Raw genomic sequence first — 2,309 nt, 5'->3', positions numbered from 1 at the left:
TAGGCCAATAGGGTTGGAGGGGTTGATGGGGTTGATGGGGCAATGGGTTGATAGGTGATTAGATCGTTAGTTTTTGATTGTTAGTACTTCCACTCTTTGGCGGCTTCGTACATGGCCATGACGTTTTCAACGGGGGTTTCCACTTTGAATTTGTGTGAGGGACCTAATATAAAACCACCACCGGGTGCCATAACGTCCAAAAGTTCTTTAACGCCTTCTTTCACCCTTACGGGGGTGGCGCGACGTATCAGCAGTTCTTCATCAAGGGCCCCACAGAAGGTGATCATGGAACCGAAATCTTTTTTAAGGCCATTGGGAGACATGCCAGCGGCGCGTGTTTGAATAGGATCCAGCACATCGGCACCTACCGAGATAAATTCCGGCAATAGCTTGCGAACGCCACCACAACTGTGCATGTATAGGTGGGTACCGTGAATTTTTGGAATTTCGAAGAATTTCTCAAAAACCGGGCGCACCATATCGTGCCAGGTTTCATTGCTGACAATGAGTCCTCCTTTACCACCGAAATCATCAGCTATTCGAATAAAATCCAGACGATTACCAGAGACTTCAAAGAATTTATCAATAAATTCATAGTAGAATTCCGACACCTTTTGAACCAGAACATCAAAAAACTTAGGATGATACATCATCACATCCAAAAAATCATCCCGGCCAATGAGTCTCTGAATGATTCGAAACAAGCCCGGAGAAGAAAAACCCGGCGCCGTCATCGTGGCATAGTCGGCATACTTAATTAACTGTTGATCAATCACCGAGAAGTCAAACAAATCAACCGTTGGCCATGGATAGTCGGCCAAAACGGCCGGATCGGTCACTCCCTGCAGCGGATAATGAAAGGAATCCCAATATTTGAGGCTTCCGTGACCTGACAACTTATAGCCTACCCCCCAAATATCATGCTTAATGGCAGAACCATTGTTTCCGCTAATCATTTGAGGGCCCACATAGGCAGGCTCTACCCATCTAAAATCCACATCCAGAAAATCCAACAATTCGTCCCTGTCTGAAAACCCATAGTGACCCATCATTTTTTCCGTGAACTCCGGAACACCCCAGTAAAAAAAGGGAACACGGTCGGGTTGCTCATGGTTAAGTGTTTTTAACACTCTCTCCTTGTTGTTCATGAAGGATTGATTTAATGAATACTATTGCCTCACTATTTTGCATCCTATAATGTTCGAATTTAGACAAAAAATAAAGAGAAATACAAATTTGTATTAACAAAAAGCACCTTCCTGTAACAAAATGATAGATTGGTCAAAAGGTCAGACCCACCCAAACAACTGCAACCTACTAACATATTGATCAATACGGCTTATTTAGAATAATTCCGGTCAATCACATTATTTAACCTTATTTTCACTACTTAAACAATACGCTGTTTAATGGCCTCATAGATTAAAATTCCGGCGGCTACAGACACATTAAGAGATCCAATCTCACCGCTGATGGGGATGGACACCAAAGTATCGACCATCTTTAAAACCTGTGAGGAAATACCGGTATCCTCTGCGCCCATGACAATGGCCAATGGCTGCTTATAGTCCACCTGATGGTAAACGGTCTCACTTTTTTCAGAGGCACCAATGATAACAAATCCATTTTCTTTTAAAAACTTCAATGTGTACCAAGGTTTAGCAACGCGACACACAGGAATACGAAACAAAGCACCAGCTGAAGTCTTGATGGCATCACCATTCACGGGGGCACTGCCCTTTTCAGGAATCACAATGGCATCCACACCGGCACATTCAGCCGTACGTGCGATGGCACCGAAGTTACGGACATCGGTCACCCCATCCAGAATCACCACAATGGGTTGACGACCAGCAGCCAGCGCATCTGTGACCACCTTCTCAATATTCTGGTATTCAATGGGCGAAGTCAGTGCCACCACCCCCTGGTGATTTTTGGTCGTTAAGCGGTTGATGCGCTCCACCGGCACCTTTTGCCACACCACCTGACTCTCCTTCATGGCCGCCATTAACTCATCGAACAGCTCCCCCTGAAGTCCGGCCCGTACAAACACCTTTTCGATGCTCTTACCACTCGCAATGGCCTCAATAACAGCCCTTGTCCCAAAAATAATATTCTTCTCCTGCATGATCACTCTATATTTCTAAATAATAATATACCTATTACTCACCCCATCAACCCCATGCTCCCTATCAACCCCATCAACCCCATCTACCCTTCCTACCCTATCAACCCCATCTACCCAATCTACCCTTCCCACCCTATCAACCTAATGACCTATCGATCCCGCCTTGCGGGACTTCGCTACG

At 45.3% G+C, this 2,309-nt stretch carries 2 protein-coding genes; both read right to left on the bottom strand.

What is annotated here, in order from left to right; translation table 11 throughout:
* Positions 1 to 80: 80 nt before the first annotated feature.
* Positions 81 to 1,148, bottom strand: a complete 1,068-nt coding sequence (locus JCM15548_RS20325) for a uroporphyrinogen decarboxylase family protein (RefSeq protein ID WP_062129038.1) — start codon at positions 1,146 to 1,148, stop codon at positions 81 to 83.
* A gap of 242 nt (positions 1,149 to 1,390) precedes the next feature.
* A complete protein-coding gene (gene rlmB / locus JCM15548_RS20320) occupies positions 1,391 to 2,128 on the bottom strand; it encodes a 23S rRNA (guanosine(2251)-2'-O)-methyltransferase RlmB (RefSeq protein ID WP_062129036.1) in 738 nt (245 codons plus the stop codon).
* Between the last annotated feature and the right edge of the window lie 181 nt (positions 2,129 to 2,309).

Source organism: Geofilum rubicundum JCM 15548, assembly GCF_000974365.1.
In the GTDB taxonomy this organism is placed as follows: Bacteria; Bacteroidota; Bacteroidia; order Bacteroidales; family Marinilabiliaceae; genus Geofilum; species Geofilum rubicundum.
This window is presented reverse-complemented; position numbering and strand designations above follow the sequence as displayed.

Excerpts from the sequence above, each read along its gene's own strand:
- JCM15548_RS20325 (WP_062129038.1), bottom strand. The coding sequence starts at position 1,148 with ATGAACAACAAGGAGAGAGTGTTAAAAACACTTAACCATGAGCAACCC.
- rlmB (WP_062129036.1), bottom strand. The coding sequence starts at position 2,128 with ATGCAGGAGAAGAATATTATTTTTGGGACAAGGGCTGTTATTGAGGCC.